Below are 26,459 nucleotides of genomic sequence, written 5' to 3'. Positions count from 1 at the left end.
CCTGGCGGCTCCGGCGGGCAGGTCCTGACCGGTGGGTGCCCGCGTCCGGCGACGATGGTGCCGTCACCGGACGCGGGCTCCGGTGGTGCCTACTTGCTGTTCTCGAGCGCGGTCTTCACCGTGTCGACCAGCTCGCCCCAGGAGACGTTGAACTTGTCGACGCCCTCCTTCTCGAGCAGCGCCACGACGTCGTCGTAGTCGACGCCCGCGGCGGCGATCTGGTCCATGACCTGCTGGGCGTCGTCGTACGAGCCGGCGATCGCGTCGCCGTGGATCTCGCCGTGGTCGAACGTGGCGTCGAGCGTCTTGCCCGGCATGGTGTTGACCGTGTTCGGCGCGGCGAGCTCGGTCACGTACAGGGTGTCGGGCAGCGACGGGTCCTTGACACCGGTCGAGGCCCAGAGCGGACGCTGCGTGTTCGCGCCGGCCTCGAGCAGGCCCAGGGCACGCTCGGTGGCGAAGGCCTCGGTCCAGACCTGGTAGGCGAGCTGCGCGTTGGCGATGCCGGCCTTCGACTTGAGGGCCTTCGCCTCGTCGGTGCCGACGGCGTCCAGGCGCTTGTCGATCTCGGAGTCGACGCGCGACACGAAGAACGACGCGACCGAGTGGATCTTCGAGAGGTCGTGGCCGGCGGCCTTGGCCTTCTCGAGGCCACCGAGGTAGGCGTCGATGACGGCGCGGTAGCGCTCGAGCGAGAAGATCAGGGTGACGTTCACCGAGATGCCGGCACCGATGACCTCGGTGATGGCCTCGAGGCCCTCGACGGTCGCGGGGATCTTGATGAGGACGTTCTCGCGGCCGACCTTCTCGAACAGGAACTTCGCCTGCTCGATGGTCTTCGCGGTCTCGTGCGCGAGGCCCGGCTCGACCTCGATCGAGACGCGGCCGTCGAAGCCCTTGGTCTCGTCGTAGATCGGCTTGAAGACGTCGGACGCGTTCGCGACGTCCTGGGTGGTGATCTCGAAGATCGCGTCGGTCACGTCGGTGCCCGCGGCGGCGAGCTCCTTGACCTGCGCGTCGTAGCGCTCGCCCTTGGCGAGGGCTGACGCGAAGATCGTCGGGTTCGTCGTGACGCCGACGACGTTCTTCTGCTCGATCAGCTCGGAGAGCTTGCCGGTCTCGAGGAGCTCCCGCGAGAGGTCGTCGAGCCAGATGCTGACGCCGACCTCGGAGAGGGCGGCGGTGGGGGTGTTCTCAGCCATGGTGTTCCACTTCTTCTTTCGTCGGCCCGGAGGCCGTGGACTGTGGGCCGGGAGGCGCGGGGCGGGACCCGCCATGAGCCTCCCGGCAGCAGGGCCGGATCCGGCGTACCGGACCCGGCCCTGGAGGGTCAGGAAGCTGCGATCGATTCCTTGGCGGCGGCCACGACGTGCTCCGTCGTGAAGCCGAACTCCGCGAAGAGCCGCTGGTAGTCGGCCGACGCACCGAAGTGCTCGATCGAGACGCTGCGGCCCTTGTCGCCGACGATGTCCCGCCAGCTCATCGCGATGCCGGCCTCGACCGAGACGCGCGCGGTGACGGCCTTCGGCAGGACCTGCTCGCGGTAGTTCTCCGACTGCTCGAAGAACCACTCGAGGGACGGCGCGCTCACGACGCGGGCGTTGATGCCCTCGCCCTTGAGCTGCTCACGCGCGTCGACGGCGATCTGGACCTCGGAGCCGGTCGCGATGAGGATCACGTCCGGGGTGCCGTTCGGCGCCTCGGCCAGGACGTACGCGCCCTTGCCGACGTTCTTCGCCGAGGCGAAGGTGTCGCCGGAGGCCTCGCCCTCACCGCGCTCGAACACGGGGAGGTTCTGACGGCTCAGCGCGATGCCGGCCGGGCGGTCCTTGTGCTTGAGCATCTCGAGCCAGGCGTAGGAGACCTCGTTCGCGTCGGCCGGGCGGACGACGTCGAGACCCGGGATCGCACGGAGGGCGGTGAGCTGCTCGATCGGCTGGTGCGTCGGGCCGTCCTCGCCGAGGGCGATGGAGTCGTGCGTCCAGACGTAGATCGCCGGTGCGCCCATGAGCGCGGCGAGACGGACCGCCGGACGCATGTAGTCGCTGAAGATCAGGAAGGTGCCGCCGAAGGGGCGGGTGTTCCCGTGCAGGACGATGCCGGACAGGATCGAGCCCATCGCGTGCTCGCGGATGCCGAAGTGCAGCACGCGGCCGTACGGGTCGGTGCTCCAGGTCTTCGTGCTCGCCTCGGCCGGACCGAAGGACTTCGCGCCCTCGATCGTGGTGAGGTTCGACTCGGCGAGGTCCGCCGAACCGCCCCAGAACTCGGGCATGAGCGGCGCGATGGCGTTGATGACCTTGCCGGAGGCGGCGCGGGTCGAGACGTCCTTCTCGGTGGAGAAGACCGGCAGGGCCTCCTCGAGGCCCTCGGGGAGCTCGCCGGCGTTGATGCGGTCGAGCATCGCCTTCTTCTCCGGGTTGGCCGCGGCCCACGCGTCGAAGGTCTTGGTCCACTCGGCGTGCTCGGCCTGGCCCTTGGCGACGGCGCCGCGCGTGTACTCGAGGACCTCGGGGTCGACGTGGAAGGTCTGCTCGGGGTCGAAGCCGAGGACCTCCTTGAGGCCCTTCAGCTCCTCGCCACCCAGGGCGGAGCCGTGGATCTTGCCGGAGTTCTGCTTGGTCGGCGACGGCCAACCGATGATCGTCTTGAGGACGATGAGCGACGGCTTGGTCGTCTCGGCCTTGGCGGCCTCGACGGCGCGGTAGAGCTCCTCGACGTCCTCGGAGTACTCGCCGGTCTTCTTCCAGTCGACGTGCTGGACGTGCCAGCCGAGCGACTCGTAGCGGGCGGCGACGTCCTCGGAGAACGCGATGTCGGTGTCGTCCTCGATCGAGATCTGGTTCGAGTCGTAGAACACGACCAGGCGACCGAGCTGCTGGCGGCCGGCGAGGCTCGCGGCCTCGTTCGTGACGCCCTCCTGCATGTCACCGTCACCGGCGATCACGTAGGTGAAGTGGTCGAACGGCGACTCGCCGTCGGCGGTCTCCGGGTCGAACAGGCCGCGCTCGAAGCGCTGCGCGTAGCCGAAGCCCACGGCCGAGGCGAGACCCTGGCCGAGCGGGCCGGTGGTGATCTCGACGCCGTCGGTGTGGCCGTACTCCGGGTGACCCGGGGTCTTCGAGCCCCACTTGCGCAGGTGCTGCAGGTCCTCGAGCTCGAGGCCGTAGCCGTGCAGGTAGAACTGCACGTACTGCAGGATCGACGCGTGGCCCGCCGACAGGATGAAGCGGTCGCGGCCGATCCAGGTGGAGTCGCTGGGGTCGCGACGCATCACCTTCTGGAAGAGCAGGTGGGCGACGGGCGCGAGGCTCATCGCGGTGCCGGGGTGACCGTTGCCGGCGGCCTCGACCGAGTCGGCGGCGAGGACGCGCGCCGTGTCGACGGCCTTCTTGTCGATGGCGTCCCAGGTGAATTCAGCCACTTGGATGTTGACCCTTCGTTGTTGCGACATGTGCGAGGGCTCGTGCCATCGCACGGACATGATCGCCGTCCCGGGGCCGGGTGTCGTGCTGCCGTCCGAACGGCGGCCGACCGGCTCGGTACGGCCGACGTCTTCGGGGCGCGCACTACGGGAGGCCCCTCCAGCATAGTGACCACGCACTCAGAAGGTGTCCAGGTGACACGGCCACCGTGTCGGTGCGCCGCAGTGGCTCTGGCGGTCCGGCGGGGCGGGGCATCATCGCGGCGCCGTGATGGCCTAAACTAAGCAGGACCCGTGTGCATTCCGGGTCGACGCACGCCCCGACGACGACGGAGCCGTCCACCGAGTGTGCGAGCTGACGCGAACAGACTGAGGTTCCCTTGCCGACTGCCACCGTGACCCGGCCCGACACCGATCGACCCCGCTCGACGCTGTCCCGCAAGGTCCGTGCGTACGTCTCGCTGACCAAGCCGCGCGTCATGGAGCTCCTGCTCGTCACGACCGCGCCGACGATGTTCCTCGCCGAGCGCGGCGTCCCCGACCTGTGGCTCGTGTTCTGGACGATGCTCGGCGGGGCGATGTCCGCCGGGTCCGCGTCGGCCTTCAACTGCTACATCGACCGCGACATCGACCGGCTGATGAAGCGCACGAGCTCCCGTCCGCTCGTCACCGGCGAGCTGTCGGACCGCGAAGCGCTCGTGTTCTCGTGGGTGCTCGCCGTGCTGTCGACGGCGGTCCTCGGCTTCCTCGTGAACTGGCTCGCGGCCGCCCTCAGCGTCGTAGCGATCCTCATCTACGTCTGCGTCTACACGCTGTGGCTCAAGCGCCGCACGCCGCAGAACATCGTCTGGGGCGGGTCCGCCGGCTGCATGCCCGTGCTCATCGGCTGGGCCGGGGTCACCGGCTCGCTGACGTGGACGCCGATCATCCTCTTCATGGTGATCTTCCTCTGGACGCCGCCGCACTACTGGCCGCTGTCGATGAAGTACCGCGACGACTACGACGCGGCCGCCGTGCCGATGCTCGCGGTGGTCCGGGGCCGCACGGTCGTCGGCCTGCAGGTCGTCCTGTACGCCTGGGCGACGCTCGTCTGCTCGCTGCTGCTGATCCCGGTCGCCGGCATGGGGCCGCTCTACACGGTCGTCGCGCTGGCCGGCGGCACCTGGTTCGTCGTCGAGTCGCACCGCCTGTACTCGCGGGCGATCCAGCACGTCGAGCACGTGCAGCCGATGCGCGTCTTCCACAGCTCGATCACCTACCTGACGCTGCTGTTCATCGCGGTGGGCATCGACCCCCTGCTGCCGCAGGTCTTCACCTTCTCGCTGTAGCGGCGGGCGCCCGGGGCTCCCCGGAGACGGTCGTCGCGTTCCGCGAGACGCCCGCCTGCGCCCGAGACGCCCTCCTGTGCACGAGACGCCGCCGGTTCCGGCGGCGTCTCGTGCGTTCGGGGGCGTCTCGCGTCGGCGGTGCGCGGCGACGGACTGGAGGCACGGGGCGGGCCGGTGCCGTGCCTCCCGTCCGGTGGGTGGGTGCGTCGGTCCGGCGGCACGCGCCGGGGTGACGGCGTGACGGCGTGACGGTCGATCGTCGCCGTCGTGGGTCACCGCCGCTGTCGTCCGACCGCGGACGTGACGCTCCGTCGGTCGGCGCGGTGGCGATCCCGGTCGTCCGGCGGCAGCGACGCAGCCGCGACGCGCCCGGGACGACGGAATCCCGCGGACCGAGGGCCCGCGGGGTTCCGGTGGTGGGCCGGGTCAGGCGTGCAGCGGTTCCCGCGCGGCCTGGCGTCCGGCGGTGCCCCGCGTCGACAGGACCACGACGGTCACCGCACCGACCAGGAGTCCGGCGAGGACCATGTGCGTCCCGACGAGCCCGACCGGCAGGCCCGTGCGGGCCTGGGTGAGGCCGACCGCGATCTGGACGAACTCGACCACGAGGAGCAGGAGCGCCCAGGTGCTCGGCAGGCGCAGGCGGACCGCGCCGACGACGAGCACGAGCGTCAGGGCGAACAGGGCGTAGGCCGGGATCGCGTGCAGGTGCTCCATGAGGGCGGGGTCGAACCCCGTGCGGTGCAGACGGCCGCCGTCCACGGCCTCGTCCGCGCCGGCGTGCGGGCCGGAGCCGGTGGTCAGGATCCCGACGAGCACGGTCACGGCGACCGCCGCGACGGTGCCGCTGACGACACCGCGGTACCAGCCCGGGACGAGTCGGTCGGCGGTACGGGGCCCCCGCATCGCGCGGTAGACCATCGTCGCGGTGATCGCCACGAGGGTCGCGGAGACGACGAAGTGCAGGCCGACGACGAAGGGGTTGAGGTTCGTCAGGACGCTGAGGCCGCCGATCACGGCCTGGACCGGGATGGCCACACCCTGTGCGAACGCGAGCCAGAACAGCTCCGGGCGGGTACGGCGCATCCGGACGACCGCCAGGAACGCGGCGATCGCGACGACGACGAGCACGAAGGTGAGGAGCCGGTTCCCGAACTCGATGACGCCGTGGATGCCCATCTCGGGCGTCGACACGAGCGACTCGGCGGTGCACTTCGGCCACGTGGGGCACCCGAGGCCGGAGGCGGTCAGGCGCACGAGCCCACCGGTGCCGATGAGCACCACCTCGACGACGAAGGAGGCCCAGGCCAGCCAGATCACGCGGCGGTCGACCGACCGGGGGAGGGACCACCACCGTGCGGTGCCGCCGTCCGGTGCGACGCTCTGCTCGACGGTGGGTCCGACGCGAGTCACGAGGGTGGTGCCTTCCTGTTGTTCGGTGCGGCGAACCTGTAGGATTCGAGGGTTCAGCAGCAGTCAAGTCTAGGCAGGCGCCGGCTCCGAATGGGCCGTGATCGCGGATCGGTCGGACGACTGCGTGGAACCATTGTCGTTGCGAGGCAGCAACAGCGTGGCCGACCTGCACGTGACGAGCGTGTCGGAGGTCTGCGGTGGAATGGCGTCCGGACGCCACGGGTTCACCCGGAGACGCTGCCGTGCGAGAAGGAAACGAGGAGACCATGTCCGACGTGCTCATCGACCGTCCCGAGCTCGAAGGGCTCGGCCAATACGAGTTCGGCTGGTCCGACTCCGACACCGCCGGTGCGTCCGCGCGCCGTGGCCTCTCCGAGGAGGTCGTCACCGACATCTCCACCCGCAAGGGCGAGCCCGAGTGGATGCAGAAGCTCCGCCTCAAGGCCCTGACGCTCTTCGACCGCAAGCCGATGCCCTCGTGGGGCGCCGACCTGTCGGACATCGACTTCGACAACATCAAGTACTTCGTCAAGTCCACGGAGAAGCAGGCCCAGACCTGGGAAGAGCTGCCCGAGGACATCCGCAACACCTACGAGCGCCTGGGCATCCCCGAGGCCGAGCGCCAGCGCCTGGTCGCCGGCGTCGCCGCGCAGTACGAGTCCGAGGTCGTCTACCACCAGATCCGCGAGGACCTGGAGCAGCAGGGCGTCATCTTCATGGACACCGACACGGCGCTCCGCGAGCACCCGGAGTTCTTCGAGGAGTACTTCGGCTCCGTGATCCCCGCCGGCGACAACAAGTTCGCCGCGCTCAACACGGCGGTCTGGTCCGGCGGCTCGTTCGTCTACGTCCCGAAGGGCGTGCACGTCGAGATCCCGCTGCAGGCCTACTTCCGGATCAACACCGAGAACATGGGGCAGTTCGAGCGGACGCTGATCATCGCGGACGAGGACTCCTACGTCCACTACATCGAGGGCTGCACGGCGCCGATCTACAAGTCGGACTCGCTGCACTCCGCCGTGGTCGAGATCATCGTCAAGAAGAACGCCCGCGTCCGGTACACGACCATCCAGAACTGGTCGAGCAACGTCTACAACCTCGTCACCAAGCGTGCGATCGCGCACGAGGGCGCCACGATGGAGTGGATCGACGGCAACATCGGCTCCAAGGTCACGATGAAGTACCCGTCGATCTACCTCGCGGGCGAGCACGCCAAGGGCGAGACCCTGTCGGTGGCCTTCGCGGGTCCCGGGCAGCACCAGGACGCCGGCGCGAAGATGATCCACATGGCGCCCTACACGACGTCGTCGATCGTCTCGAAGTCGATCGCCCGTGGCGGCGGTCGTGCGGGCTACCGCGGCGAGGTCCGGGTGGACCCGGCGGCCCACCACGCGGCGAACACCGTGCGCTGTGACGCGCTCCTCGTCGACACCGTCAGTCGGAGCGACACCTACCCGGCCATCGACATCCGCGTCGACGACGTGCAGCTCGGGCACGAGGCCACGGTGTCCCGTGTCAGCGAGGAGCAGCTCTTCTACCTGATGTCCCGCGGCATGCCCGAGGACGAGGCGATGGCGATGATCGTCCGCGGCTTCATCGAGCCGATCGCCCGCGAGCTCCCGATGGAGTACGCGCTCGAACTCAACAAGCTCATCGAGATGAGCATGGAAGGATCCGTCGGCTAGTGAGCAGCTCCACGCCCACCCCCCGCATCGACCAGCCGGTCGCCCCCGCGCCCGGCTCGGAGCAGCACGGTGCGAAGGCCCACTCGGACGGCGGCTGGGACGCCCCGGACGCCGCCGCGAAGAAGGTCCCCGTCCAGACCCGCTCGGAGCGCCCGCAGTCGGGTGACCTCGACGCGTTCGCCCCGGTCACCGGTCGCGAGGTCAACTGGAAGTTCGCGCCGATCGCCAAGCTCCAGCCGCTGCTCGACGGCGGACTCGACGGCTCCGCCTACCCGTTCCTCGCCCGTCAGACCGAGGGCGCGGACGTCGAGTGGGGTCGCAGCGACGACCCGGCCGTCGGGACCGCGGGTCTGCCCGAGGACCGCGCCGCGGCCGCCGCGTGGACCGCGCGCGACGCGGTGCTCAAGGTCACCGTCAAGGCGACCGAGGCACACGAGTCCATCTCGATCACCCGCTCGGACTTCGGCACGCAGGCCCGCGCGGCGCACACGGTCATCACGGCCGAGCAGCACGCGCAGGGCATCGTCGTCATCGACAACCGTGGCTCGGCGCTGCTCAGCGAGAACGTCGAGATCGTCGTCCGCGACGGTGCGCGCCTGACCGTCGTCAGCCTGCAGGACTGGGACGACGACGCGGTGCACGTGTCGACGCAGTTCGCCGAGGTGGGGCGGGACGCCTTCCTCAAGCACGTCGTGGTCTCGCTCGGCGGCGACGTCGTCCGGGTCAACCCGTCCACGCACCTCGGCGCGCAGGGCGCGGACACCGAGATGTACGGCGTGTACTTCGCCGACGCCGGGCAGTACATCGAGCAACAGGTCTACGTGAACCACGACGCGCCGAACACGCGCGGCCGGGTCAACTACAAGGGCGCGCTGCAGGGCGAGGGCGCGCACACGGTCTGGATCGGCGACGTGCTCATCGGCCGCGCCGGCGACGGCACCGACTCGTACGAGCAGAACCGCAACCTCGTGCTCACCGACGGCACGCGCGCGGACAGCATCCCGAACCTCGAGATCGAGACCGGCAACATCGAGGGCGCCGGCCACGCCAGCGCCACCGGTCGGTTCGACGACGAGCAGCTGTTCTACCTGCAGGCCCGCGGCATCCCCGAGGAAGAGGCCCGTCGCCTCGTCGTCCTGGGCTTCCTGGTGGAGGTCATCCAGAAGATCGGCTCACCCGAGCTCGAGGAGCGCCTGATCGCCGCGGTGGAGCAGGAGCTCGCCGAGGGCCGCACCGCGGTGGCCGCGCCCGCCGACGAGCAGGCAGACGCCTGATGGCCGAGAAGGTCTGCGCCGAGTCGGAGATCGCCGTCGACAGCCCGATGCGGGTCGTCGTCGACGGGACGGCCGTCGCGATCGTGAAGGACTCCGCGGGCACCGTGCACGCGATCGGCGACACCTGCACGCACGGGGACATCTCCCTGGCCGAGGGCTTCGTCGAGGGCGACACGCTCGAGTGCTGGGCGCACGGCTCCCGGTTCTCGCTCGCGACGGGGAAGCCGCAGAACTTCCCGGCCTACGAGCCCGTCCCGGTCTTCCGGGTCGAGGTCCGGGACGGCGACGTGTACGTCGACGTCCACGACCCCGTGCCCGTCGACTGAGCCCCGGCTCCTCCCACTCTTCCCGCGCGGCTGACGCCGCACCCCAGCTGCAACCGAAGGAACACACGCAATGTCCACTCTGGAAATCCGCGACCTGCAGGTCTCGATCGACACCGACCAGGGCACCAAGGAGATCCTGAAGGGTGTCGACCTCACCATCAACGAGGGCGAGATCCACGCGATCATGGGGCCGAACGGCTCCGGCAAGTCGACCCTGGCGTACACGATCGCCGGGCACCCGCGCTACAACGTCACGGGTGGCTCGATCACGCTCGACGGCGAGGACGTCCTGTCGATGAGCGTCGACGAGCGCGCCCGCGCCGGCATGTTCCTCGCGATGCAGTACCCGGTCGAGATCCCGGGCGTCACGGTGTCGAACTTCCTGCGCACCGCCAAGACCGCGATCGACGGCGAGGCCCCGGCCCTGCGCGGCTGGGTCAAGGACCTGCGTCAGTCGATGGCCGACCTCAAGATGGACAGCTCGTTCGCCGAGCGCAACGTCAACGAGGGCTTCTCGGGCGGCGAGAAGAAGCGCCACGAGATCATGCAGCTCGAGCTCCTCAAGCCGAAGTTCGCGGTGCTCGACGAGACCGACTCCGGCCTCGACGTCGACGCGCTGAAGATCGTCTCGGAGGGCGTCAACCGCGCGAAGGCCGCGACCGGCCTCGGCGTGCTGCTCATCACGCACTACACGCGCATCCTCCGCTACATCAAGCCGGACTTCGTGCACGTGTTCGTCGCGGGCAAGGTCGCGGAGCAGGGCGGCCCCGAGCTCGCCGAGCGCCTCGAGAACGAGGGCTACGACCGCTACGTCCAGGCAGCTGCGGCGGGCAACTGATGATCACCGCACTCTCCCCGGAGAAGTTCGACGAGGTCGTCGAGGGCCTCAAGGAGGTCCAGGACCCGGAGCTCGGCGTGAACATCGTCGACCTCGGTCTGATCTACGACCTCGCCATGGACGACGAGGCGAACGCGCTCGTGATCAGCATGACGCTGACGAGCGCGGGCTGCCCGCTGACCGACGTCATCGAGGGTGACACGGCCAACGCGCTCGACGGCATCGTCGACGCGTTCCGCATCAACTGGGTGTGGATGCCGCCGTGGGGTCCGGAGCGGATCACCGACGACGGGCGCGAGATGATGCGCGCGCTCGGCTTCTCGATCTAGTCGCGACCACCTGCAGGACGGGAGGCACGGTGCCAGCTGGCACCGTGCCTCCCGTCCGTCGTCTCGGCGTCGCGCGTCGGCCCGTCCCGCCGAGCGGGCCACATGTGGCCTACTCGGCGCCCTCGGCCGACCGGAAGTGCCCGTCCGGCGTTGTGCACGCGGCGTGTCGTGCCCGCTCGCGGGGTGCGGTCGCTGATTCGCGAGCGCGCGGACGCGAGCGTCTCCGACCCCCACACGCAGCAGGGCCCCGCACCGTCCGGTGCGGGGCCCTGCTGCGTGTGGGGGAGCCGGAGGTCAGCGGCGGCCGGCCAGCTTCCACGCCAGGGGCAGCACGCCCGCGGCGATCAGGGCCTTGGCGACACCGCCGACGATGAACGGGTACAGGCCGGCGGCCAGCACCGACTGCAGGTCGTTCGGCGCGCCGAGCTGGCCGAGGACGACCGCGAGCCACGGCAGCCCGGTGACGAAGGGGATCGCGCTCGCGAGGAGCATCGCGACGGTGGCGCGGCCGACCTTGCGGTCCCAGTCGCGACGCGCGAGCCAGCCGATCACGCCGGCGGCCGGGATGAACCCGATCACGTAGCCGAAGCTCGGCGAGGTCAGCGCGGCGAGCCCGCCCGTGGCCTCGGCGAAGAACGGCGCACCGGCGAGCCCGGCGACGGCGTAGGCGAGCAGCGAGAGCATGCCGCGACGGGCGCCGAGGGTCGCGCCGACCAGGACGACCGCGAGCGTCTGCCCGGTGATCGGCACCGGCCACATCGGGACCTGGACCTGCGCCATCGCGGCGGTGAACAGGGCACCGCCGGCCACGAGGGCGACGTTGGTGGCGAGGCCGTGCGTGCGGAGGCGGTCGGCGAGGACTGCGCGGCGAGCGAACCCGGTGGCGTTCGTCATGGATTCTCCTAGAATGGACTGCTGGTCCCGTTCGGGACCATCGGTCCCGTCAGCGTAGCGGTGCACCTCCCGCACACACCGTTGTGCACATCCACCAACTGATTGGACGTCCTCTGTGCTTGCCGTGCACGAACTCGAGATCCGCGTCGGGGCCCGCCTCCTCATGCAGGACGTGTCCTTCCGCGTCGAGAAGGGCGACAAGATCGGTCTCGTCGGCCGGAACGGCGCGGGCAAGACCACGATGACCAAGGCCCTCGCGGGGGAGACGCAGCCCACCGGCGGCAAGATCGACCGCTCGGGCGAGATCGGCTACCTGCCGCAGGACCCTCGTTCCGGCAACCCCGAGGACACCGCGCGCAAGCGCATCCTCGACGCCCGCGGGCTCGGCGAGCTCGTGGAGGGGATCCGCCAGGCGACGCTCGACATGGCGAGCGAGGACCCGGACGTCGCCGAGAAGGCCATGCGTCGCTACAGCCGGCTCGACGACGAGTTCAACGCTCTCGGCGGCTACGCGGCCGAGGCCGAGGCGGCGTCCATCGCGTCGAACCTCAAGCTGCCGGACCGCATCCTCGACCAGCCGCTCAAGACGCTCTCCGGTGGTCAGCGCCGCCGCATCGAGCTCGCCCGCATCCTGTTCTCGGACGCGGACACGATGATCCTCGACGAGCCGACGAACCACCTCGACGCGGACTCGATCGTCTGGCTCCGCGAGCACCTGAAGACCTACCCGGGCGGCGTCATCGTGATCTCGCACGACGTCGAGCTCGTTGACGAGGTCGTCAACCGCGTCTTCTACCTCGACGCCAACCGGCAGTGCATCGACGTCTACAACATGGGGTGGAAGCTCTACCAGCGGCAGCGCGCCGCGGACGAGGAGCGCCGCCGCAAGGAGCGCGCGAACGCCGAGAAGAAGGCCGCCACCCTCAAGGACCAGGCCGCCCGGTTCGGTGCGAAGGCCACGAAGGCCGCGGCGGCGCACCAGATGGTCGCCCGCGCCGAGAAGCTCCTGGCCGGACTCGAGGACGAGCGCGCCGTCGACCGCGTGGCGAAGCTCCGTTTCCCGACGCCCGCCGCCTGCGGACGGACGCCGCTCATGGCCGAGGGGCTCTCGAAGTCGTACGGCTCGCTCGAGATCTTCGCCGGCCTCGACCTGGCGATCGACCGGGGCTCGCGGGTCGTCATCCTCGGCTTCAACGGCGCGGGCAAGACGACGCTGCTGCGCATCCTGGCCGGCGCGGACCAGCCGGACACGGGGGAGATCCTGCCCGGTCACGGCCTGCGCATCGGGTACTACGCCCAGGAGCACGAGAACATCGACGTGAACCGCACGGTGATCGAGAACATGGTGTCGGCGTCGCCGAACCTGACCGAGACCGAGGCGCGCCGGGTCCTCGGCTCGTTCCTGTTCACCGGCGACGACGGCTACAAGAAGGCCGGGGTCCTGTCCGGTGGCGAGAAGACCCGCCTGTCGCTCGCGATGATCGTCGTGTCCGGTGCGAACGTGCTGCTGCTCGACGAGCCCACGAACAACCTCGACCCGGCGTCCCGCGAGGAGATCCTCGGTGCGCTGGCCGGGTACGAGGGTGCCGTCGTCCTGGTGTCGCACGACGCCGGTGCGGTCGAGGCGCTGAACCCCGAGCGGGTCCTGCTGCTGCCGGACGGCACCGAGGACCACTGGAACAAGGACTACGCGGAGCTCATCGAGCTGGCGTAGGACCGCCGGGCGTCAGCGGCCGGCGCCGAGCAGCTGGTCCTCGACCTCGTCGTCGGACTTCGGCTTGGCGTCCTTCCGCCGCTGCCGCTCGAGCGCGCGCTCGCGCTCGTCGGGGTCGTCCTGGTTGAGGTTCCGGTACTCCTGCACCATCACGTAGGCCAGGAACCCGAAGCCACCGGCGGCGAACAGGAACCACTGGATGAAGTAGCTGAGGTGCAGCCCGGTGTCGGCAGAAGGGCGGTCCCAGCCGAGCGGAGCCGCCTGGGTCGGCGCGGGGGACTCGGACGCGAGCTGCCCGTACGCACCGGTCCAGATCGGCACGTCCACCTTGTCGGCGACGTCGGGCAGCGTGACCGACTGCACCTGGTCGGTGTGGGACGGGTCCGACCGGCCGGGGATGCGCGGTTCGCTCTGCTGCAGCCGTGCGGTCACGGTCACCTCGCCGCCCGGGGGAGCGGGGACGTGATCCGGGGCGTCCTGCCGGTTGCCGGTCGGGACCCACCCCCGGTCGACCACGAAGGCGCGTCCGTCGGCGGTGACGAGCGGCGTCAGCACCTCGAACCCGGGCTGCCCGTTGTGCACGCGGTTGCGGACGAGGAGCTGCTCGTCGACGTCGTACCGGCCCGTGACCTGCACCCGGAGCCAGGTGTCGCCGTCGTCCCAGCTGCTCGCCTGCGGGAGCGCTTCGGTCAGGGGGACGGGGGTGTGGTCGTAGTTCGCGGCGATCTGCTCGTTCTGCCGGACCGCCTCGTTCCGCCGGTCCCACTGCCACATGCCGAACAGGGTGCAGACGATCGCGAACGCGACGGCGATCGCGAAGTAGCCGAGCCACCGACGGCTGCGGACGAATCGCCAGCCGACGGTCGGCCCGTCGGCAGCAGTGCTGTCGGCAGCTACGCCGTCGGGGACGGTGTCGGTGTTGTCGGACGAGCCTGCACGGTGTTGTTCTGCCTGACGCTGCAGCTTGGCAGCGTGCTTCCGGCCGTACCGGCTGCTCGGGTCGAACGGGTCGGTCATCGTCCGGTGCCGGTGGAGCGCACCCCGACGTCGTTCTTCGGCGCGTCCTCACGCGTCCGGACGTCCTCGAGCCGCTCGACCTCTTCCTGCATGCCCGTGACGCGCACGGGAAAGGACCGCGAACGGAGGTAGTCGGCGAGGAAGTCGCAGTGCTCGTCGCACGCGGCCCAGATCTTGACCCGGTCGGTGGCGTGGATGCGCGGGTTCCGCCAGTTGATGCGCCACTCGGCGGTCTCACTGCAGCCGGCCCGTGAGCACACCGGGGTCGAGCCCGGCTCGGTGAAGAGGTCGAAGGTCGCGCCCATCAGCGCCGGGCCTTCGACCGCGCGGTCCAGACGCGGGAGCGGTCGCCGTTCCGCTGCCACTCTTCCTGGGCGTGCTGCGCCTGTTCGCGCAGGCGCTCCTGCTCGGCGCGGTAGGCCTCGGCCCGGGCGTCCTCCTGTTGCTCGCGGAGGCGGGGGTCGACGGCGTCGTAGAGCTCGATGGCACCGGCGGGCGTCACGATGTCGCTCTCTGCCTGGCTGCCGGCGTTCGCCAGGATCACGGCGACCCAGGGGATGACGGCCGCGGCGACGATCGGGATGACCGCGAGCCACGTGTGCCACGCGGACCAGATGAGGACGGCGCCGACGAAGCACACCACGCGGAACGCCATCTGCCAGACGTACTTGGACAGGCGGTGCGCCCGGTCCAGCTCCGGGGAGTCCGGGAGCGTCGTGATGCTCTGCATCGCGGTGGTACGCGACTTCGTGCGCTGCGACTTCATACGGTGTTCTTCCTCTTCCCGGTGACCAGCCTAAGCCCGCACCACCGACAGTGGGCCAGCCGCGCGGGGGACAACTGCGGGTACCGGCTCCGGTACGCTCGTCCGGGCGTGTCCGGCGGGTCCGACCGACCGGACGCCCGGTACCACCACACGAACGGAGCGACCATGAGCACCCCCCGAACCGTCCTGATCACCGGCGGCAACCGCGGCATCGGCCACGCGCTGGCGGAGCGTTTCGTCGCAGAGGGCCACCGCGTCGCCGTGACCTCCCGGAGCGGCACGGGCGGACCCGAGGGCGCGCTCACCGTCGCCGCGGACATCACGGACTCCGCCTCGGTCGACGCCGCGTTCACGCAGGTCGAGGCCGAGCTCGGCCCGGTCGAGGTCCTCGTCGCGAACGCCGGGATCACGAACGACCAGCTCCTGCTCCGCATGTCGGAGGAGGACTTCACGAGCGTCGTCGACACGAACCTGACGGGTACCTTCCGCGTCGTCAAGCGCGCCACGAAGGGGATGATGAAGGCGAAGTTCGGCCGCATCGTGCTCATGTCGAGCGTCGTCGGTGCGTACGGCCAGGTCGGTCAGGTCAACTACGCATCGTCGAAGGCCGCGCTCGTCGGCATGGCGCGGTCGATCACCCGCGAGCTCGGGTCCCGCGGCATCACGGCGAACGTCGTCGCTCCCGGGTTCATCCAGACGGACATGACGGCCGCGCTCCCCGAGGAGCTGCAGGCCGAGTTCAAGAAGCAGATCCCGGCGGCGCGCTACGGCACCGTCGAGGACGTCGCGGCGGCCACGCTGTTCCTCGCCGGCGACGGCGCCGGGTACGTCTCCGGAGCGGTCATCCCGGTCGACGGCGGTCTCGGGATGGGCCACTAGGCCGTCCCGCGGGCCGGGTCAGCCCCGCAGACCCAGCGTGGCGAGCACGGCGGACAGGTCGCGGTCCACGACCGCCACGTCCGCCCGTGCGCGCACGAGCGGCTTCGCGTCGAACGCCACGCCCAGCGCCGCGACGCCGAGCATGACGAGGTCGTTCGCGCCGTCGCCGACCGCCACGGTCCGCGAGAGGGGCACGTCGTCCTCGGCGGCCCACGCCCGCAGGGTCTCGGCCTTCGCCGCCGCGTCCACGACGTCGCCGGACACCCGGCCGGTCAGGGCGCCGTCGACGACCTCGAGCCGGTTGGCCCGGCAGTGGTCCAGCCCGAGCCGTGCGGCGAACGGGTCGAGGACCTCGTGGAACCCGCCGGACACGACGCCCACGGTCCCGCCGGCGGCGTGCACGCCGCGGACGAGCTCGTCGGCGCCCCGCGTCACGCGGACCGCCTGCTGCGCGCGCGTGCAGACGTCGGCCGGGAGGCCCGCCAGGGTCGCGACCCGCTCCCGGAGGCTCGCGGCGAAGTCGATCTCCCCGCGCATGGCGCGCTCCGTCACCGCCTGCACCTGTGGCCGGGTCCCGGCGTGGTCGGCGAGGAGCTCGATGACCTCGTCCTCGAGGAGGGTGGAATCGGCATCGAGGACGACGAGGAAGCGGGGCACGGACCAACGGTACCGACTGCCGGGGGCGCGGCCGACGTCCGTGACGTCAGCCGCGCCTCCAGGCCGGTGGTGCCACGTCGGCGACGTGACCTGCCGGGTCCCCGCTACGCCTCGACGCGGACGCCCTTGCCGACGTCGGCGGGTGCAGTCCGGACTCGGACGCCGTTTCGCGCTACGCCTCGACGCGGACGCCCTTGCCGACGTCGGCGGGTGCAGTCCGGACTCGGACGCCGTTTCGCGCTACGCCTCGACGCGGACGCCCTTGCCGACGTCGGCGGGTGCAGTCCGGACTCGGACGCCGTTTCGCGCTACGCCTCGACGCGGACGCCCTTGCCGACGTCGGCGGGTGCAGTCCGGACTCGGACGCCGTTTCGCGCTACGCCTCGACGCGGACGCCCTTGCCGACGTCGGCGGGTGCAGTCCGGACTCGGACGCCGTTTCGCGCTACGCCTCGACGCGGACGCCCTTGCCGACGTCGGCGGGTGCAGTCCGGACTCGGACGCCGTTTCGCGCTACGCCTCGACGCGGACGCCCTTGCCGACGTCGGCGGGTGCAGTCCGGACTCGGACGCCGTTTCGCGCTACGCCTCGACGCGGACGCCCTTGCCGACGACCGTGATCCCGGACTCCGTCACCGTGAAGCCGCGGGCCTCGTCGGTCTCGCGGTCCACGCCGACCTGCGCGCCCGGCGCGATGACGACGTCCTTGTCCAGGATCGCGTGGTTGACGATCGCGCCGGCGCCGATGGATGCACGCTCGAAGACGATCGAGTCGAGGACCTTCGCGCCGGAGTCGATCCCGCACCAGGGACCGATGACGCTGCGCTCGACCTGCGCGCCGGAGAGCAGGCAGCCGAGCGAGACGATCGAGTCGACCGTGGAGCCGGTGTTGCCGTTGCCGTCACGGACGAACTTCGCCGGCGGCAGGTTCGTCTGCTGGTTGAAGATCGGCCAGTCCTGGTTGTACAGGTTGAAGACCGGGACGGGCGCGATGAGGTCCATGTGCGCGTCGAAGAACGAGTCGATCGTCCCCACGTCGCGCCAGTAGAAGCGGTCGCGCTCGTTCGAGCCGGGCACGTCGTTGCGCTGCAGGTCGTAGACGCCGGCGTCGCCGCGGGACACGAAGTCCGGGACGATGTCGCCGCCCATGTCGTGCGCGCTCGTCTCGATCTGCCCGTCGCGGAGCACCGCGTCGACGAGGGCGTCGGCGGTGAAGACGTAGTTGCCCATCGACGCGAGGATCTCGCCGGGGGAGTCGGCCAGCCCGACGGCGTCCTTGGGCTTCTCGAGGAACGCGTCGATCTTCGTCGGGTCGTCCTCGGCGACCTGGATCACGCCGAACTGGTCGGCGAGGCCGATCGGCTGGCGGATCGCCGCGACCGTGGCACTGCGGCCGGAATTGATGTGGGCCTCGATCATCTGCGAGAAGTCCATGCGGTACACGTGGTCGGCACCGACCACCACGACGATGTCCGGGCGCTCGTCGCGGAGCAGGTTGAGCGACTGCAGGATCGCGTCGGCGGACCCGGCGAACCAGCGCTTGCCGAGTCGCTGCTGCGCGGGCACCGAGGCGACGTACGAGCCGAGGAGGCCCTCCATGCGCCAGGTCTCCGCGACGTGGCGGTCGAGGCTGTGCGACTTGTACTGCGTCAGGACGACGATCTTCTGCAACCCGGAGTTGACCAGGTTGGAGAGCGCGAAGTCGATGAGTCGGAAGTTCCCGCCGAACGGGACTGCGGGCTTCGCGCGGTCGGCGGTGAGCGGCATGAGCCGCTTGCCCTCGCCACCGGCGAGGACGATGCCGAATACCTTCTTTGGTGCCATGTGGTTCACAGTAGGCGTCCGGACAGCGAACCCGTTACGTTGAACCAGTGCGAGTCGATCTGCTGACCAGGGAGTATCCGCCGGAGGTCTACGGCGGAGCGGGTGTCCACGTTGCCGAACTCACCGCAGCCCTGCGGTCGGGGACGGACACGGACGTCCGCGTGCGGGCCTTCGGGGCCTTCCGCGACGAGACCGATGTCTGGGCGTACCGCACGCCCGCCGGCCTGGAGCAGGCGAACGGCGCACTGCAGGCCCTCGGCACGGACGTCGCGATCGCGGCCGACGTCGCCGGTGCGGACCTCGTGCACTCGCACACCTGGTACGCGAACGCCGCCGGACGGATCGCGCAGCTCACCCACGCCATCCCGCACGTGGTCACCGCCCACAGCCTCGAGCCGCTCCGCCCGTGGAAGGCCGAGCAGCTCGGCGGCGGCTACCGGCTCTCGAGCTGGATGGAGCGCGAGGCGTTCGAGAACGCCGACGGCGTGATCGCCGTGTCGAAGGCCATGCGGGCCGACATCCTGCGCTCGTACCCGTCGATCGACCCGGCGACGGTACGGGTCGTCTACAACGGCATCGACATCGAGGAGTGGAAGCCGACCGTCGACGAGGACGCCGTCCGCGCGCTCGGCATCGACCCGTCGAAGCGCTCCGTGGTGTTCGTCGGCCGGATCACGCGGCAGAAGGGCCTGCCGTACCTGCTCCGCGCGGTGGCCGCGCTCCCCGAGGACGTCCAGATCGTCCTGTGCGCCGGCGCCCCGGACACCCCCGAGATCATGGCCGAGGTCACCGGGCTCGTCGAGTCGCTCCGCGAGACGCGGCAGGGCGTGGTCTGGATCGACCGGATGCTGTCCCACCGCGAGGTCGTGAACGTGCTGTCGTCCGGCACCGTGTTCGTCTGCCCCTCGATCTACGAGCCGCTCGGCATCGTGAACCTCGAGGCGATGGCGTGCGGCATCCCGGTCGTCGGCACGAAGACCGGCGGCATCCCCGAGGTCGTCGCGGACGGCCTGACCGGGCGCATCGTGCCGATCGACCAGGCGCAGGACGGCACGGGCACCCCGAACGACCCCGACCGCTTCGTCGCCGACCTCGCCGCGACCCTGGACGAGGTGCTCGCCGACGAGGGCCTGGCGAAGCTCATGGGCCGCGCCGGACGCCTCCGCGTGGAGTCCGAGTTCACGTGGGACGCGATCGCCCACCGGACACGGCAGGTCTACGACGAGGTGCTCGCGCAGAACCCGTAGGCTGGAGCACATGCCCTCGGTCGTGCGCTTGTCAGACGTCTCCGTGGTCCGCAACGGGGCCACCATCCTCGACGGGATCTCGTGGGAGGTGCAGGACGACGAACGCTGGGTGGTGCTCGGCGCGAACGGTGCCGGCAAGACCACGCTGCTGCAGGTCGCGGGCGCGCAGACGTTCCCCACGTCGGGGTCCGTCGAGGTGCTCGGGACCGACCTGGGCGGCGCCGACCTCTTCGAGCTCCGTCCGCGCATCGGCTTCGCGTCCACCGCGCTCGCCCGGCGCATCCCGGTGACCGAGAAGGTCGTCGACGTCGTGCTCACCGCGGCGTACTCGGTCACGGGGCGCTGGAACGAGGAGTACGAGGAGCTCGACGTCCGCCGCGCCCAGCGTGTGCTCGAGGAGTGGGGTCTCGGCGCCTTCACCGAGCGCACGTTCGGCGAGCTGAGCGACGGCGAGCAGAAGCGCGTGCAGATCGCCCGTGCCGTCATGACCGACCCCGAGGTCCTGTTCCTGGACGAGCCGGCCGCGTCGCTCGACCTCGGTGCCCGCGAGAGCCTGGTCCGGACGCTCGGCGGCTACGCGCAGAGCAGCGACTCGCCCGCCATCGTCGTGGTCACCCACCACGTCGAGGAGATCCCCGCGGGCTTCACCCACGCCCTGGTGCTCGCGGACGGCCACGTCCAGGCGTCCGGCGCGATCGACGAGGTGCTCACCGACGCCACCCTGACCGAGGCGTTCGGCGTCGCGCTCACCGTGACCGAGGACGCCGGCCGCTGGACGGCACGCGCGGCCTGACCTGCTCCTGTTCCGGCCCGTCTTCTGGTATCGTGGACGGCTGGCGCACGCCGCAGACTTCCCGTGCGGTGCTCACTCGAGTGCCCGCACATTCCCACCATCTCCAACCGAGGAATCTCCATGAAGACCGACATCCACCCCGAGTACAACGCCATCGTCTTCCGCGACCTGGCCTCCGGTGAGACGTTCCTGACGCGTTCGACCGCGACCAGCGACAAGACCATCGAGCTCGACGGTGCGACCTACCCGGTCATCGACGTCGAGATCTCGTCCGCGTCGCACCCGTTCTACACGGGCAAGCAGCGCATCCTCGACTCGGCCGGTCGCGTCGAGAAGTTCAACCAGCGCTTCAAGGGCTTCAGCAAGTAGGTCCCGAACGCCTGACGGGCGGTCCTCCTCCGGGAGGGCCGCCCGTTCTGCGTGTGCGGGCGGGCGCTCGCGGGCGCGCGACGGGAGGGCGAGCGATGGGAGGGCTGGGCACGTTTCGGGCCCAGCGACACGTCACGGGGTCGCGAGCGCGCGAGCTGTCGCTCAGCGCGTGAGGACGGACGGGAGGCGCGGGGCGGGGCGGCACCGTGCCTCCAGGCCGGTGGGTGGCCGCGTGGCGGACGCGGGCGGACAGGCGGCGCGGCCCGGCCGGCGCGCGTCCCGGCTGCGCGGCCCGGCGCGGTCAGGCGCGCGCGACCGCCGCCGCGGCCAGCGCCACGATCTCCTCGCCGGCGCGCACGCCCGCGGCGTGCGTCACGGTGCAGTGCGGCGCGGTCCACCCGACGGCGTGGAGCTCGCCGTGCGCCGGCCGGAGCGCGACGTCCGCCCACGCGAGCATGTCCCGGTCGAGCAGCGAGTCGCCCGCGGCGACGGTGGTCGTGGCGCCGACACGCGCGGCGACCTCGGCGAGGGCACGTTCCTTCCGGATCGCTCGGGGCACCGCGTACAGCTTGCGGCCCTGGAGCGACACGACCCACCCGAGCAGGTCGAGCGCGGCGACGAGGTCCTGCAGCGCGGCGTCGGGAAGCGCCGCCCGGTCGACGACGGCGTAGACGAACAGCTCCTCGGCGCGGTGGTTCCGGAGCAGGGCGCCGGTGGGCAGGAGGCCCAGGAAGCGTTCCTCGGCCTCGGGGAGCGGCGCCGACGAGGACGCGATGTCCGACCGGAGGGACTCCGCCCAGTCGGCGTCCGGCGTGCCGCCGTGCAGGATGACGGCCCCGTTCGTGGTGACCGCCCAGCCGTCCGTGGGCAGGGGCAGGCGGATCCGCCGGTACTGCGCCACGGTCCGGGTCGTGACCGGCACCACGGTCGCGCGCGCGGCGAGGGCGGCGAGGGCGTCCTCGGCGGGACGAGTCATGAAGGACAGGGGCGCGCCCTGGTACACCTCGGCGACGACGAGCGGTGGTGCCTGGTCGTCCGGGCCCTCGAGCAGCAGGGCGGCCGCGGAGTAGACGAGCGTGCGGTCGAGGTCGAACCCGACGACGGCGCTCACGGTGTGGCCGCCGTGACGGGCTGCTCGACGACCCGGCTGCCGAGCGGGTGGATGAGGCCCACGCAGCTGTACGCCAGGTCCGGCCGGGTCACGACGGGCACGCCGCGTTCGCGAGCGAGGGCGACGACGTGTGCGACGTCGACGTCCTCGGGGTCGCGGACGAGCACCTGCCACGGGACGCGGCGGAGCAGCACGCGGGTCGTCTCGCCGACACCGGGCTTGACGAGGTGCAGGTCCTCGATGCCGTACTCGGCGCCGATCGCCTCGACGGTGCGCATGCCGCGCCAGTCCACCGCGCGGTCGGCGGCGGCCGCGGCTGCGGCGGGGGCCTGCGCCGCGGCGGTCGCCAGCGCGGCGGTCACCCGGGGTCGGACGGCGTCGAACCGGTCCTCGATCGCGGCCACGAACGCCCGCGAGTGGTCGCGGTCGCCCAGGTGCCGGTACTGCTTCGCACCGTGCAGCGTGCCGAGCGGCGTCACCGACCGGTTGAACACCGTGCGCGAGACCAGGCCGGACACTGTCGAGTTGAGGCACGCCGACGGCACGAGGTAGTCGTCCCGGGTGCCGTGCAACGGCGTGCACCCCGCCGGGTCGGCCAGGACGGCGAGGTCGTCCCGGAACCGGACGCCGTCGGTCTCCGCGAACCGGTCGAGCGCGGCCGTGAGCTCCCGGGTGATCGCGCCCTTGCCGGTCCAGCCGTCGACGAAGACGACCTGGTCGGGGTCGTGGTGGGCGGCGAGCCACCGGAGCGCGGTCTCGTCGATGCCGACGCCGCGGACGATGCTCGCTGTGACGTGGGGGAGCAGCACGCCGTGGTACCGGGCAGCCCAGCGGCGGACGAGGATCCCGATCGGGGTCCCGGCCCGGGCGAGGGACACGAGCACCGGACGCTCCCGGTCGTGCAGGACGAGCTCGGTCACGGTGCCGACCGCCTCGGCCACGCGGTCGGCCGAGCGGTGCAGCGCGTCCTCGTAGAGCCGCTCGTAGGCGGGCGACGGCACGTACTCGACGGGCAGCGACTCGGCGTAGTTGGCGCCCTCGAGCTGGATCGCGCGCTCCCGGTCGGCGGTGTCGGCCTCGAGTGCGACGTCGGCCAGGTCCTGCAGCAGCCACGTGACGTCGTCGGGCTCGTACGACCCGAACGACGGCCCGGTCAGCGGACGCGGCCCGGTGTCGGCGGGGGAGCCGCCGGACCGGTCGAGCGCCGACTCGACGAGGACCACCCGGGGCGTCACCGCGGCCAGGGCGGAGAGGAGGCCGTCGTCGCCGTCGAGCAGCGCGCGGTCCGTCCCCGGCTCGGGCAGCACGACGATCGCGTCGAAGCCGCGGACGTTGTAGGCGTACCGCTCACCCGGACCGTCGACGGTCCGTTCGCGCGACCGGAACCGGATCCCGGACCGCACCGGCCACGCGGGGTCGTCGAGCACGGCGACGGGGGAGCGGGTGGTGGTCGAGGACGTCACGTCCAGCCCGGTGCGCCGGAGCGCGTCCGCCACGACGAGCGGCGTGTGCATGTGCTCCTCGGCGCCGAGCACGAGCACGCGTCCGGGGGCGGCCCCGAGCAGGGGCCGGAGGTCGGCGGCGGTGCCCTCGACGTCGGTGCGCGGCAGGCGGGTGCGGCTCGCGGGGACGCCGGTGCGGTCCGTCGCGGTCGGCGCGGCGCGCAGGGTGGTCACCTCGGCGGCCGGCCGGGAGGCACGGGGTGCGTCCGACGGGTCGTCCCCTGTCCCGACGTGGCTGGCGCTGTCGGCGCTGACGGCGCCGGGGCTGAGGTCGACGGCGTGGGCCGCGATGAGGTCGGCGGCCGCCTGCGGCAGGCCGTCGGGTAGCGAGACCGCGCCCCGCCCGAGCGAGACGACCGTCACGGGCGCGCCGAGCTCGTCACCGAGGGAGTCGGTGGCCGCGACGTCCGCCGGGGTCCGGAGGTCGACCAGGGTCGCCACCACCCAGCGTCGCTGCGGTGCGAGGGCGTGGAGCGCGCGGATGGTCGCTCGGGCGGTCGCGCCCGTGCTCAGCTCGTCGTCCACGAGGACGACCGTGCCGTCGCCGGGGAGCCAGTCCGGGTCCTCCGGCAGCAGTCGGTGGGCGGTCGCGTGCGAGTGGGCCTCGTCGAAGCCCGCCGCGGCGACGGCACCCTCGGGGTCGTGCCGCGTCGAGTGGAGGGACCGCGCGCCGAGGGTCTCGGCGACCATCGCGCCGAGGGCGGTGGCGGTCTCCGCGAAGCCGAGAACGAGGACGTCCGGGTGGTCCGGGCGGTGGACGGCGAGGTCGGTGCGGAGCGTGGTCGCGGCGCGGTGCCGGTCGGCGCGGTCCCGTTCCCCGTCCGTGGTGGCCGTCGGCAGCAGGGCCGTGAGGCGACCGATCGTCGCGTCGTCGACCCGGTGTCCGTCGTCGAGGACGTCGGCGACGCGGGCGCCCAGGACCTCGCCGGCGGCGAGGGCCACGGCCGGCACCGTGGGGACGTGCTTGGCGAGGACGGTCGAGACGAGCAGGTGCGCGCGCTTCGGGTTCCGTCGGAGGGCGACGCGCACGAGCTCGCCGAGCGGGACGGTTGCGGTCCTGTCGGGGGCGTCGGTGTCCTTCGGCGCGTCGCTGAGCACGACCCCGAGGTCGGCGGGCGTGGGCAGGGTCACGGCAGGCTCCGTTCCAGCAGGTCGACGAAGGTCACGTCGGGTGCGGCCACCCCGAACGCACGGGCCCGGAGCAGCGTCCGCTCGGCCCACTCGTGGTGGGGCTTCATCTCGTTCATCTTGTTGCCGTAGCGCGAGGCCGCGGCGCCGCCCGAGGTGTTCGCGAGCACGTCCTCGGCGTCGGAGAACTCTTCGTCGCTGACGACCGACATCGCGTGCACGAGGGGCACGTGCCGGGGGTGGATCACCGTCTTGCCGGTCAGGCCGTTCGCGCGGTCGAGCGTGACCTCGCGCAGCAGCCCGTCGAAGCCCTCGAGCAGCAGCTGCCGGCGGAGGGCGAGGTCGCCCGCCTGCTCGAACGGCGTCGACCGGAGTTGCGTCCGGAAGACCCGGTCCGAGTCGGGGTAGTGCTCCCACACCGGGCCGGCGACCACGAACCCGTCGCCCGAGCGACCGAGGACGTTCACGACCTCGCCGATCACGGACGCCAGCACCTGCACGTCGTACACCGTGAGGTGCGACGGCCGCCGGAGCCCGTAGACGCTCGACAGGTCGGTCGCGCCGATGCGCACCGCGAGGACGTCGCGCCGCCTGTCGACCAGCACGTCGCGGATCGCGGTGAGGGCGTCGGTGCGGGTCTCGCGGTGGATGATCGACGGCGACTCCAGGATGGGCATCACCACGAGCCGGTGGTCGTCCGGGCGCCCGGCGTTGCAGTCGTCCAGGACCCGGAACCAGCGGTCCCCGACGCCGTCCTGCGCCTCGAACTTCGGCAGCACGATGCCGGTCAGGACGTCGAGCGCCTCTGGTCCGACCCGGTCGGCGAAGCGCGCCAGGTGCTCGGCGTCACGGACGCGGACGAACAGCTGCGGGAGCGTGTCGGGGTCCTCCGACCGCGCGAGCTCGCGGAGCGCGGCGTCGACGTTGTCCTCGGCGCGGGGCAGGTCCGCGTCGGCGACCGAGTCCTCGAGGCAGAGCACGATGGAGGCGGCCCCGAGCTCCCGCTGCCGGCGGACGTCACGGACCAGGTCCGGACGGATCCCCGGTGTGTAGAGCGTCGCGCCGAGGGCGACCGCGCGGAGGGCGGTCCCGCTGCTCCGGGTGACGTCCTCGGGCGGTTGCCGGAAGAACGCCCGGTGCCCGTCCGGATCGCTCCGTTCGAGCTCGGCGAAGTGGCGCACGGGTCAGGCTCCGATCGACGGGGCGGAGAGGGTGAACCCGAAGGCGGCGAAGACCTCGCCGTCGTGCGGGGCCCGGGGGAACGGTTCGGCGCGGAGTTCGAGCTCCCCGTCGACGACCGACAGCGCGAGGATCGTCGTCGTGTCACCGGTGCCGGGGTCGACCGCGAGGGTGGTGCCGTCGTGCAGTGCGACGGTCATCCGCTCGGCGCCCCTCGCGATGAACAGCGCACGGCGCAGACTGCGGACGTACCGGAGCGCGACGAGGGCGACACCGTCGTCGAACCCGACGAGCGGCCGGTTGCCCGGGGTCTGGACGGCTCGCCCGGCGGTGGCGCCGTCGACGGTCGCCGCGCCGACGACGTGGTCGGTGCTCTCCCAGACCGTGCTCGTGCAACCGGCGACGACGAGGCTCCCGACGGCGGAGCGTCGACGGTCGACGCGGACGACGGGCGTCCCGGCGTCGAGGACCTGCACGTCGCGGGGGTCGGCAGCCGGGAACGGACGGACCCGTCGAGCGCGGGCAGCGAGCCTGGAGGCGACGCGCGCCGACGGGCCGGTCGACGTCGGTGTGGGGGTGGACCCCGGACTCGGCACGGACGGCGTGCGGGGGACGGAGGGCGTCGTCCGCGCCGTGGGGCCGGACAGGGTCAGCCCGGTCCCCCGGGTCGGGGCGCCACCGTCCGTCGGTCCTGCGATCGGTGGCGTCGCCGCAGCGCGCTGCGTGCCGGCCGTGTCCCGCGGCACCGGTGGGACCCGCCGCCG

The 26,459-nt window shown here is 71.6% G+C and carries 24 protein-coding genes; 11 read left to right on the top strand and 13 right to left on the bottom strand.

The window, feature by feature from the left end:
* Window positions 1-89: 89 nt before the first annotated feature.
* Both tal and tkt read right to left on the bottom strand, forming a co-directional pair.
* Complete coding sequence (gene tal / locus FB462_RS09945) at window positions 90-1,202, bottom strand: transaldolase (protein WP_114849930.1); 1,113 nt, start codon at window positions 1,200-1,202, stop codon at window positions 90-92.
* A 128-nt stretch (window positions 1,203-1,330) separates the two neighbouring features.
* Complete coding sequence (gene tkt, locus FB462_RS09940; RefSeq protein ID WP_114849929.1) at window positions 1,331-3,424, bottom strand: transketolase; 2,094 nt, start codon at window positions 3,422-3,424, stop codon at window positions 1,331-1,333.
* Window positions 3,425-3,819: 395 nt separating this feature from the next.
* Here tkt and FB462_RS09935 point away from each other — a divergent pair, with 395 nt between their 5' ends.
* Window positions 3,820-4,752, top strand: coding sequence for a heme o synthase (locus FB462_RS09935; RefSeq protein WP_114849928.1), 933 nt, complete (start codon window positions 3,820-3,822; stop codon window positions 4,750-4,752).
* 426 nt (window positions 4,753-5,178) lie between these two features.
* Here the strand turns inward: FB462_RS09935 and FB462_RS09930 are convergent, their stop codons facing one another.
* Window positions 5,179-6,165: a COX15/CtaA family protein gene (locus FB462_RS09930; RefSeq protein WP_114849927.1), complete on the bottom strand. Its 987-nt coding sequence runs from the start codon at window positions 6,163-6,165 to the stop codon at window positions 5,179-5,181.
* A gap of 266 nt (window positions 6,166-6,431) precedes the next feature.
* On the opposite strand from FB462_RS09930, the gene sufB reads away from it, so the two are divergent.
* The 5 genes from sufB to FB462_RS09905 all read left to right on the top strand — a co-directional run bounded on the left by sufB (window position 6,432) and on the right by FB462_RS09905 (window position 10,617).
* Complete coding sequence (gene sufB, locus FB462_RS09925) at window positions 6,432-7,850, top strand: Fe-S cluster assembly protein SufB (protein WP_114849926.1); 1,419 nt, start codon at window positions 6,432-6,434, stop codon at window positions 7,848-7,850.
* Window positions 7,850-9,124, top strand: coding sequence for a Fe-S cluster assembly protein SufD (gene sufD, locus FB462_RS09920; RefSeq protein WP_114849925.1), 1,275 nt, complete (start codon window positions 7,850-7,852; stop codon window positions 9,122-9,124). The genes sufB and sufD overlap by 1 nt, the downstream gene beginning before the upstream one ends.
* Window positions 9,124-9,450 (top strand): non-heme iron oxygenase ferredoxin subunit, encoded by a 327-nt coding sequence (locus tag FB462_RS09915; protein ID WP_213143203.1) that lies wholly within the window; start codon window positions 9,124-9,126, stop codon window positions 9,448-9,450. The genes sufD and FB462_RS09915 overlap by 1 nt, the downstream gene beginning before the upstream one ends.
* 70 nt (window positions 9,451-9,520) lie before the next feature.
* On the top strand, window positions 9,521-10,288 hold the full coding sequence (gene sufC, locus FB462_RS09910; RefSeq protein WP_058727807.1) for a Fe-S cluster assembly ATPase SufC: 768 nt from the start codon (window positions 9,521-9,523) through the stop codon (window positions 10,286-10,288).
* On the top strand, window positions 10,288-10,617 hold the full coding sequence (locus FB462_RS09905; RefSeq protein ID WP_022902786.1) for a metal-sulfur cluster assembly factor: 330 nt from the start codon (window positions 10,288-10,290) through the stop codon (window positions 10,615-10,617). The genes sufC and FB462_RS09905 overlap by 1 nt, the downstream gene beginning before the upstream one ends.
* A gap of 294 nt (window positions 10,618-10,911) precedes the next feature.
* On the opposite strand, the gene FB462_RS09900 is transcribed toward FB462_RS09905, so the two are convergent.
* Window positions 10,912-11,511 (bottom strand): biotin transporter BioY, encoded by a 600-nt coding sequence (locus FB462_RS09900; protein ID WP_141861647.1) that lies wholly within the window; start codon window positions 11,509-11,511, stop codon window positions 10,912-10,914.
* Window positions 11,512-11,626: 115 nt separating this feature from the next.
* On the opposite strand from FB462_RS09900, the gene FB462_RS09895 reads away from it, so the two are divergent.
* Window positions 11,627-13,225 carry an ABC-F family ATP-binding cassette domain-containing protein gene (locus FB462_RS09895; RefSeq protein WP_141861645.1) on the top strand — a complete coding sequence of 533 codons (1,599 nt, stop codon included), beginning with the start codon at window positions 11,627-11,629 and terminating at the stop codon, window positions 13,223-13,225.
* A gap of 12 nt (window positions 13,226-13,237) precedes the next feature.
* Here the strand turns inward: FB462_RS09895 and FB462_RS09890 are convergent, their stop codons facing one another.
* Genes FB462_RS09890 through FB462_RS09880 form a run of 3 tightly spaced genes read right to left on the bottom strand, consistent with a single transcriptional unit; the run spans window position 13,238 to window position 15,008 of the window.
* Window positions 13,238-14,242: an SURF1 family cytochrome oxidase biogenesis protein gene (locus FB462_RS09890; RefSeq protein ID WP_141861643.1), complete on the bottom strand. Its 1,005-nt coding sequence runs from the start codon at window positions 14,240-14,242 to the stop codon at window positions 13,238-13,240.
* Window positions 14,239-14,547, bottom strand: a complete 309-nt coding sequence (locus FB462_RS09885) for a hypothetical protein (protein ID WP_373286835.1) — start codon at window positions 14,545-14,547, stop codon at window positions 14,239-14,241. Before FB462_RS09885 ends, FB462_RS09890 begins: the two co-directional genes overlap by 4 nt.
* Complete coding sequence (locus FB462_RS09880; protein ID WP_114849922.1) at window positions 14,547-15,008, bottom strand: DUF3099 domain-containing protein; 462 nt, start codon at window positions 15,006-15,008, stop codon at window positions 14,547-14,549. The genes FB462_RS09885 and FB462_RS09880 overlap by 1 nt, the downstream gene beginning before the upstream one ends.
* A gap of 165 nt (window positions 15,009-15,173) precedes the next feature.
* Here FB462_RS09880 and fabG point away from each other — a divergent pair, with 165 nt between their 5' ends.
* The gene (gene fabG, locus FB462_RS09875; RefSeq protein WP_114850118.1) at window positions 15,174-15,887 is read left to right on the top strand and encodes a 3-oxoacyl-ACP reductase FabG; all 714 of its coding nucleotides are present in this window, start codon (window positions 15,174-15,176) and stop codon (window positions 15,885-15,887) included.
* Window positions 15,888-15,905: 18 nt separating this feature from the next.
* Here the strand turns inward: fabG and serB are convergent, their stop codons facing one another.
* Together serB and FB462_RS09865 are read right to left on the bottom strand one after the other, a co-directional pair.
* Window positions 15,906-16,544, bottom strand: a complete 639-nt coding sequence (serB, locus tag FB462_RS09870; RefSeq protein WP_141861641.1) for a phosphoserine phosphatase SerB — start codon at window positions 16,542-16,544, stop codon at window positions 15,906-15,908.
* Between the two features lie 580 nt (window positions 16,545-17,124).
* Entirely contained in the window at window positions 17,125-18,366 is a 1,242-nt protein-coding gene (locus FB462_RS09865) for a glucose-1-phosphate adenylyltransferase (RefSeq protein ID WP_141861639.1), read from the bottom strand.
* A gap of 47 nt (window positions 18,367-18,413) precedes the next feature.
* On the opposite strand from FB462_RS09865, the gene glgA reads away from it, so the two are divergent.
* The 3 genes from glgA (at window position 18,414) to FB462_RS09850 (ending at window position 20,775) form a co-directional block, all read left to right on the top strand.
* Entirely contained in the window at window positions 18,414-19,613 is a 1,200-nt protein-coding gene (gene glgA / locus FB462_RS09860) for a glycogen synthase (RefSeq protein ID WP_141861637.1), read from the top strand.
* 10 nt (window positions 19,614-19,623) lie between these two features.
* Window positions 19,624-20,406: an ABC transporter ATP-binding protein gene (locus tag FB462_RS09855; RefSeq protein ID WP_058743382.1), complete on the top strand. Its 783-nt coding sequence runs from the start codon at window positions 19,624-19,626 to the stop codon at window positions 20,404-20,406.
* Between the two features lie 120 nt (window positions 20,407-20,526).
* A complete protein-coding gene (locus FB462_RS09850; protein ID WP_058743381.1) occupies window positions 20,527-20,775 on the top strand; it encodes a type B 50S ribosomal protein L31 in 249 nt (82 codons plus the stop codon).
* Between the two features lie 301 nt (window positions 20,776-21,076).
* On the opposite strand, the gene FB462_RS09845 is transcribed toward FB462_RS09850, so the two are convergent.
* The 4 genes from FB462_RS09845 to FB462_RS09830 are packed head-to-tail and all read right to left on the bottom strand — an operon-like array spanning window position 21,077 to window position 26,441.
* On the bottom strand, window positions 21,077-21,886 hold the full coding sequence (locus tag FB462_RS09845; protein WP_141861635.1) for an HAD family hydrolase: 810 nt from the start codon (window positions 21,884-21,886) through the stop codon (window positions 21,077-21,079).
* On the bottom strand, window positions 21,883-24,519 hold the full coding sequence (locus tag FB462_RS09840) for a phosphoribosyltransferase domain-containing protein (RefSeq protein ID WP_208738906.1): 2,637 nt from the start codon (window positions 24,517-24,519) through the stop codon (window positions 21,883-21,885). Before FB462_RS09840 ends, FB462_RS09845 begins: the two co-directional genes overlap by 4 nt.
* Complete coding sequence (locus FB462_RS09835) at window positions 24,516-25,697, bottom strand: HpcH/HpaI aldolase/citrate lyase family protein (protein WP_141861631.1); 1,182 nt, start codon at window positions 25,695-25,697, stop codon at window positions 24,516-24,518. Before FB462_RS09835 ends, FB462_RS09840 begins: the two co-directional genes overlap by 4 nt.
* A 3-nt stretch (window positions 25,698-25,700) precedes the next feature.
* On the bottom strand, window positions 25,701-26,441 hold the full coding sequence (locus tag FB462_RS09830; protein WP_141861629.1) for a hypothetical protein: 741 nt from the start codon (window positions 26,439-26,441) through the stop codon (window positions 25,701-25,703).
* Between the last annotated feature and the right edge of the window lie 18 nt (window positions 26,442-26,459).

Source organism: Curtobacterium citreum, from assembly GCF_006715175.1.
GTDB classification, from domain to species: Bacteria; Actinomycetota; Actinomycetes; order Actinomycetales; family Microbacteriaceae; genus Curtobacterium; species Curtobacterium citreum.
This window is presented reverse-complemented; position numbering and strand designations above follow the sequence as displayed.